This window comes from Rhodopseudomonas sp. AAP120 (assembly GCF_001295845.1).
Taxonomy (GTDB): domain Bacteria; phylum Pseudomonadota; class Alphaproteobacteria; order Rhizobiales; family Xanthobacteraceae; genus Rhodopseudomonas.
Genome location: NZ_LJIC01000109.1, coordinates 1 through 7,223 on the forward strand (window position 1 = coordinate 1; position 7,223 = coordinate 7,223).

Here is a 7,223-nt window from a genome sequence, read left to right on the forward strand (position 1 = left end):
CCCTTGCGGGGAGGGTCGGCCGAGCGAAGCGGAGGCCGGGGTGGGGGTCCCCGAGCACAGAGCTTGTGGCGCCCCCCACCCGACCGGCCTTACGGCCGGCCACCCTCCCCGCAAGGGGGAGGGAGACTTCGGCCGAGCCGCATCGCCTTTAGCCGTGCTGCGCCTGCAGCTCCTGCACGATGGCTTCGCCCATCTGGCTGGTCGACACCACGGTCGAGCCTTCGCTCTTGATGTCGGCGGTGCGCAGGCCCTTGGCTAGCACCGCGGCGATCGCGGCATCGAGCTTGTCGGCGAGGTCGCCCATGTCGAGCGAATAGCGCAGCGCCATGCCGAACGAGGCCAGCATCGCCACCGGATTGGCCATGCCCTTGCCGGCGATGTCGGGCGCCGAGCCGTGTACCGGCTCGTACATCGCCTTGCGCTTGCCGGTCTTGTCGTCGACCGCGCCGAGCGAGGCCGACGGCAGCATGCCGAGCGAGCCGGTCAGCATCGCAGCGATGTCGGACAGCATATCGCCGAACAGATTGTCGGTGACGATGACGTCGAACTGCTTCGGCCACTTCACCAGATTCATGCCGCCGGAGTCGGCGAGCTGGTGCTCGAGCGTCACGTCCTTGTAGTCGCGCTGGTGCACCGCGGTGATGACCTCGTTCCAGAGCACGCCCGTCTTCATGACGTTGCGCTTCTCCATCGAGGTGACCTTGTTGCGGCGCTTGCGGGCGAGATCGAACGCGACCCGGCCGATCCGCTCGATCTCGTAGGTGTCGTAAACCTGGGTGTCGACCGCCCGCTTCTGGCCATTGCCGAGATCGGTGATGGTCTTCGGCTCGCCGAAATACACGCCGCCGGTCAGCTCGCGGACGATCATGATGTCGAGGCCTTCGACCACTTCGGGCTTCAAGCTGGAGGCCTGCGCGAGCGCCGGATAGCACACCGCCGGACGGAGATTGGCGAACAGCGCCAGATCCTTGCGCAGCCGAAGCAGGCCGGCCTCGGGCCGTGCGTCGTACGGCACGGCGTCCCACTTCGGACCGCCGACCGCGCCGAAAATCACCGCGTCGCTGGCTTGGGCGAGCGCCATGGTGGCGTCGGTGATCGCGACCTTGTCGGCATCATAGGCGGCGCCGCCGACCAGGCCGTGCTCGGTCTCGAAGGTGGCGATGCCCGCCTTATTGAGCCAGTCGATCAGCCGGCTGACCTCGGCCATCACTTCGGTGCCGATGCCGTCGCCGGGGAGCAGGAGCAGTTTATGCGTCGCCATTTGAGACCTCGATATCATGAAGGTCGTCATGCCCGGGCTTGACCCGGGCATCCATCACTTTTCGCAAGAAGCTGGATTGCCGGGTCAAGCCCGGCAATGACGGATCGATTGTGAAATCGGGCCGAGTGCTAAAGCGCCGTTGCGGGCTTGGCAAGACAGTGTTGCCGGGGCGGTTGTTGCCGTTGCGGGGCATTCGCTGTCACAATGGTGGCGCCGGAGACCCTCCCCTTGACCCTGCTCGACCGCACCGAGGCGGCGCCTGCGAATCCCGCGCGCCTGATCCTGATCCTGTCGCTCGCCCCTACGGTGGGGCTGGGGATCGGCCGCTTCGCCTATTCGCTGCTGCTGCCGGACATGCGCGACAGCTTGGCGTGGTCGTATTCGGCCGCCGGCTTCATGAACACCGTCAATGCCGCCGGCTATCTGGCCGGCGCGCTGATCACCTCGAAGCTTGTGCAGCGGTACGGCCTGTCGGCGATCGTCCGCGCCGGGACGCTGGCCTGCGTGCTGTCGCTGGCGCTGTGCGCGGCCTCGGGCAATTTCCTGCTGCTGTCGGCGGCGCGGCTGATCGCCGGGATCGGCGCGGCGCTGGCGTTCGTGGCCGGCGGCGCGCTCGCCACCATCATCGCCCAGTCGCAGCCGGCGCGCTCGGCGTTCCTGCTCAGCCTGTTCTATGCAGGGCCGGGCATCGGTATCCTGTCATCCGGGCTGATCACGCCGTTTCTGCTGCAGGCGGCGGGCCCCGGCTCGTGGTGGATCGGCTGGCTGGTGATGGCGGCGCTGGCGGCCGCGATGACGCTGCCGCTGCTGCTGGCGCCGCTCGACAGCCACGCCACCATGAGCAGCGAGATTCCGGCGAGCTTCCGGGTGCGGCCGGTGCTGATCTATCTGGCCGGCTATTTCATGTTCGGCGCCGGCTACATCGCCTACATGACCTTCATGATCGCCTATGTGCGCGACGCCGGCGGCGGGGCGGCGGCGCAGAGCGCGTTCTGGTGCCTGATCGGCTGCAGCGCTTTCGTGACGCCCTGGGTGTGGCGGCGGGTGATGGCGCTGCATCGCGGCGGGCTGTCGACTACCATCATCCTGACCGTCAACGCGATCGGCGCGGCGCTGCCTCTGTTCGGGCTCTCGACCGGCATGCTGGCGATCTCGGCGCTGGTGTTCGGGGTATCGTTCTTCGCCGTGGTGGCCTCGACGACCGCCTTCGTGCGCTTCAACTACAGCCAGGCGGAATGGCCGGGCGCGATCGCCGCGATGACCATCGCGTTCGGCATCGGCCAGACGCTCGGCCCGCTGGTGGTCGGCGCCATCACCGACGCGATCGGCTCGCTGTCGTCAGCGCTCGCGGTGTCGGCCGCGACGCTGGCGCTCGGCGCGCTGCTGTCGGCGTTTCAGCGGCCGCTGCGCCACTAGCCCCGCGGCAGTCATTCCGGGGCGCGCGTAGCGCGAAGCCGGAATCCAGAAGTTGGTACGACGTCCAGCCGCGCAGGTCTTGGGATTCCGGGTTCGCGCAGCTGCGCTGCGCGCCCCGGAATGACGGCGTGTGGGCTAGCGATCAGAGCCCGCTGAACGAATTGTAGCCCTGGTCTTCCCAATAGCCGCCTTTGTAGTCGTTGGTGACTTCCATCGACACGACGTATTTGGGGTTCTTGAAGCCGAGCTTGGTGGGAATGCGGATCTTGATCGGGTAGCCGTAGGCGCGCGGCAACACCTGGCCGTCGTATTTCAACGTGATCTGGGTCTGCGGATGCAGCGCGGTCGGCATGTCGATCGGCGAGGTGTAGTCGTCGGCGCAACGGAACCAGACATATTTGGCGCGGGTGTCGGCGCCGACCAGCTTGAGGAAATCGCGCAGCGGCGTGCCGCTCCACGAGCCGATCGCGCTCCAGCCCTCGACGCAAATGTGCCTGGTGATCTGGCTCACCTCGGGCAGCTTGTTCAGCTCCTCCAGCGTCCAGCTCTTCTTGTTGTCGACCAGGCCGGTGACTTCGAGCGCCCATTCCTTGCCGTCGATGGTCGGCGCGTCGTCGAGCGCGTAGAACGCGTTGAACGGGAACGGACGGGTGATGTCCTTTTCCGAATAGGTCGGCGCCAGCGCGTTTGGATTGAAGATCGCGGCCTGCACCGCGTCGTTGAACTTCGACACCTTGGCGAGCAGCGTCTCGGCCGACGCGCCATCGACCACATCGCAGCCGGTCAGCAGCGTCAGCGCGCCGAGGCTGGCGCCGCCGGTGAGGAAGCGCCGGCGCGTCACGTCCGGCATCAGCGCCGCGGCGTCCTTGACCAGCAGCTTTTTGTCGACGCCTGGGATCAGCAGTTGCTTGATGCGCAGCATCATAACGTTCCTCGTTCGTCGTCATTGCGAGGAGCGAAGCGACGAAGCAATCCAGCGCAGTGCACTCGGTCTGGATTGCTTCGCTGCGCTCGCAATGACTGGGAAAGCTCCTTGGCTTAACGGCCGATGATCATCGCGCGCAGGCTTTTCGGCACCAGCAGCGCGAGCAGGATGTGGATCACCAGGAAGGCGCAGATCGCCGTCATCGCGCCGAAGTGAACGTAGCGGGCGGTGTCGTAGCCGCCGAACAAAGCGGTGAGCGCCTGGAATTGCACCGGCTTCCACATCGACAGGCCGGACAGCACGATCAGCACGCCGACCAGCAGGATGCCGGCATAGAGCAGCCGCTGCACGTAGTTGTACGCAGAGAGGTCGGCATGCGACAGCCGGAAGGTGATTGCCTTGCCGAGATCGGTCAGCACGCCGCGCGGCGAGATCGGCCACAGCTTGCGGCGGAAGCGGCCGGTGGCGAAGCCGAGCGCCACATACACCAAGCCGTTGATCACCAGCACCCACATCGCTGCGAAGTGCCACAGCAGCCCGCCGCCGAGCCAGCCACCCAGCGTGAGGCTGCGCTGGAACTGGAAGTCGAACAGCGGCGAGGCGTTGTAGATCTGCCAGCCCGACAGGATCATGGCGATCATCGCGGCCGCGTTGATCCAGTGCATGATCCGCACCCAGGCGGGTTGAATCACTTTGGCGGCGGCACTGGTGCCGGCCGCGCCGGCCTGATCGCTGATCGTCGTGCTCGACATCGCTGAAATCCTGAAGCGGTTCGTCGTGGGGTGGTGGCGACTCTGCCGAACCATAACCCCGCCTCGTTACGGTCCCTCCCTCACGATCGCCAGTTCGGAGCGGCGATCGTGATCACGAAAGCGCGAGCCGGTGTCCGGCCCGCGCCTCGCGAAGCGGCGTGGTGCCACTTCGGCCGGCCGCTCCCGGGGGACAAAGGAGCGGCCGATGTTACGATCAGGACGGCATCAGCACGGTGTCGACGACGTGGATCACGCCGTTGGACTGATTGACGTTCGGGATCGTGACGGTCGAGCTGCCGCCCTTGCTATCGACCAGCGTCACCGTATCGCCCATGCGCTTCACCGTCAGCGTCTCGCCTTCGACGGTGGTGAGCTTCTTGCCGTCGGTCAGATCAGCGGCGGCGAGCTTGCCGGGCACGACGTGATAGGTGAGGATCTTGGTGAGCTGCTTCTTGTTCTCCGGCTTCACCAGCGTGTCGACGGTGCCGGCCGGCAGCTTGCCGAACGCCGCATTGGTCGGCGCGAACACCGTGAACGGGCCCTTGCCTTCCAGCGTCTTGACCAGGCCCGCGGCCTTCACGGCGGCGACCAGCGTGGTGTGATCCTTGGAATTGACGGCGTTCTCGACGATGTTCTTCGACGGATACATCGGCGCGCCGCCGACCATTACGGTGTCGCCGCTCATCGCGCTCTTCTTCATCATCATCTTGTCTTCGGCCGAGGCCGGCGCGGTGATGACGGCATTGAGGGTCAGTACGCTGAGGGCGGCGGCGGACAGGAAAGCAATTCGCTTGGACATATTTCGTCTCCCGATGGGTTGAAGGCCCGCAACAGGGTGCGGGTGCTCGATGACGCGGCTCGCATCGGCGCAGCGGCCTGGAGTGCCTTGTCGCGCCGAGCTACGGGAGGTTTTGGCCGTCGTTTCAGGATTTCTTTTTTGTCGCAGGGCGAAACCGAACGCCGCGTCGTACGTTCCTTGCCGCTTGCCCCCGTGGTACCCGTTGCGCTGAGATCGGCGTTGGCGCTATTGCAGTCGCGCCTTCCCGCAGCCTGACGGAACATCCTCATGAGCGCCAATCTGTTTTCCCGCCTGTTCGACGGGCTCGCCGATCCCGCCAAACTCGCGATCGAAACCGCGGACGGCGGCCGGATCAGCTATGGCGATCTGGTGGCACGCGCCGGCCGCGTCGCCAACGTGCTGATCGATCGCGGCGTTGCGCCCGGCGACCGCGTCGCGGCGCAAACCGAGAAGTCGGTCGAAGCGCTGGTGCTGTATCTGGCCACGGTGCGGGCCGGCGGCGTGTACCTGCCGCTCAACACCGCCTACACGCTGCACGAACTCGATTACTTCATCGGCGACGCCGAGCCGAAGCTGGTGGTGTGCGATCCGAGCAAGCGCGACGGCATCGCCGAGATCGCCGCCAAGGTCGGCGCCAGCGTGGAGACGCTCGGCGCCGACGGCCAGGGCTCGCTGACCCATGCGGCCGCGCAGGCGAGCGAGCAGTTTGCGACCGTGCCGCGCGGCCCCGACGACCTCGCCGCGATCCTCTACACCTCGGGCACGACCGGCCGCTCCAAGGGCGCGATGCTGAGCCACGACAATCTGGCGTCGAACTCGCTGACGCTGGTGGAGTTCTGGCGCTTCACCGCCGACGACGTGCTGATCCACGCGCTGCCGATCTATCACACGCATGGTTTGTTCGTGGCCAGCAACGTCACGCTGTTTGCCCGCGCCGCGATGATCTTCCTGCCCAAGCTCGATCCGGACAAGATCATCGACCTGATGGCGCGCGCCACCGTGCTGATGGGCGTGCCGACGTTCTACACGCGCCTGCTGCAAAGCCCGCGGCTGACCAAGGAGGCGACCAGCCACATGCGGCTGTTCATCTCCGGCTCGGCGCCGCTGCTCGCCGATACGCACCGCGAATGGTCGGCGCGCACCGGCCACGCCGTGCTCGAGCGCTACGGCATGACCGAGACCAACATGAACACCTCGAACCCGTATGACGGCGAGCGCGTCCCCGGCGCAGTCGGGCCGGCGCTGCCGGGTGTTCAGGCGCGCGTCACCGATCCGGAGACCGGCAAGGAATTGCCGCGGGGCGAGATCGGCATGATCGAGGTGAAGGGCCCGAACGTGTTCAAGGGCTATTGGCGGATGCCGGAGAAGACCAAGTCGGAGTTCCGCGACGACGGCTTCTTCATCACCGGCGACCTCGGCAAGATCGACGAACGCGGCTACGTTCACATCCTCGGCCGCGGCAAGGATCTGGTGATCACCGGCGGCTTCAACGTCTATCCGAAGGAAATCGAAAGCGAGATCGACGCCATGCCGGGCGTCGTCGAATCCGCCGTGATCGGCGTGCCGCACGCCGATTTCGGCGAAGGCGTCACCGCCGTGGTGGTGCGTACCAAGGGCGCGCCGATCGACGAGGCGCAGGTGATCAAGAGCCTCGACGGCCAGATCGCCAAATTTAAGATGCCCAAGAAAGTCATCTTCGTCGACGACCTGCCGCGCAACACGATGGGCAAGGTGCAGAAGAACGTGCTGCGCGAGGCGTACAAGGATATCTATAAGTAACAGCGCCTCGGCGCCCGCTCGCAAGGCACTGCAGTGCGCGCGCACGTCTTAGCCCCAGGCCCCGTCATTCCGGGGCGCGCGTGAAACGCGCGAACCCGGAATCCCGAAGTTGTGGCGCACCCATTCTTTTCCAACCCATCGAGATTCCGGGTTCGCTCGCTGACGCGAGCGCCCCGGAATGACGGGGGGGGGCCGGTGAACTAATTATGACTGTGATGGCGCGAGGCGCTCGTTGACCCCCTCCCCCCTTGCGGGGAGGGTCGGCCGAGCGAAGCGGAGGCCGGGGTGGGG

6 protein-coding genes are annotated in these 7,223 nt (G+C 66.3%); 2 read left to right on the top strand and 4 right to left on the bottom strand.

Features of this window, described 5'->3' with window-relative positions; genetic code table 11:
• Positions 1 to 148: 148 nt before the first annotated feature.
• A complete protein-coding gene (gene leuB, locus IP86_RS17655; RefSeq protein WP_054163743.1) occupies positions 149 to 1,261 on the bottom strand; it encodes a 3-isopropylmalate dehydrogenase in 1,113 nt (370 codons plus the stop codon).
• Between the two features lie 228 nt (positions 1,262 to 1,489).
• Between leuB and IP86_RS17660 the strand changes: the two genes are divergently transcribed.
• Positions 1,490 to 2,677, top strand: a complete 1,188-nt coding sequence (locus tag IP86_RS17660) for a YbfB/YjiJ family MFS transporter (protein ID WP_054163744.1) — start codon at positions 1,490 to 1,492, stop codon at positions 2,675 to 2,677.
• Positions 2,678 to 2,819: 142 nt separating this feature from the next.
• Here the strand turns inward: IP86_RS17660 and IP86_RS17665 are convergent, their stop codons facing one another.
• The 3 genes from IP86_RS17665 to IP86_RS17675 form a co-directional block, all read right to left on the bottom strand.
• Positions 2,820 to 3,599: a molybdopterin-dependent oxidoreductase gene (locus tag IP86_RS17665; RefSeq protein WP_054163748.1), complete on the bottom strand. Its 780-nt coding sequence runs from the start codon at positions 3,597 to 3,599 to the stop codon at positions 2,820 to 2,822.
• A 116-nt stretch (positions 3,600 to 3,715) separates the two neighbouring features.
• Entirely contained in the window at positions 3,716 to 4,354 is a 639-nt protein-coding gene (locus IP86_RS17670) for a cytochrome b/b6 domain-containing protein (RefSeq protein WP_054163745.1), read from the bottom strand.
• Between the two features lie 214 nt (positions 4,355 to 4,568).
• Entirely contained in the window at positions 4,569 to 5,153 is a 585-nt protein-coding gene (locus tag IP86_RS17675) for a fasciclin domain-containing protein (RefSeq protein WP_054163746.1), read from the bottom strand.
• A 267-nt stretch (positions 5,154 to 5,420) separates the two neighbouring features.
• On the opposite strand from IP86_RS17675, the gene IP86_RS17680 reads away from it, so the two are divergent.
• Complete coding sequence (locus IP86_RS17680; protein ID WP_054163747.1) at positions 5,421 to 6,932, top strand: malonate--CoA ligase; 1,512 nt, start codon at positions 5,421 to 5,423, stop codon at positions 6,930 to 6,932.
• Positions 6,933 to 7,223 lie beyond the last annotated feature (291 nt).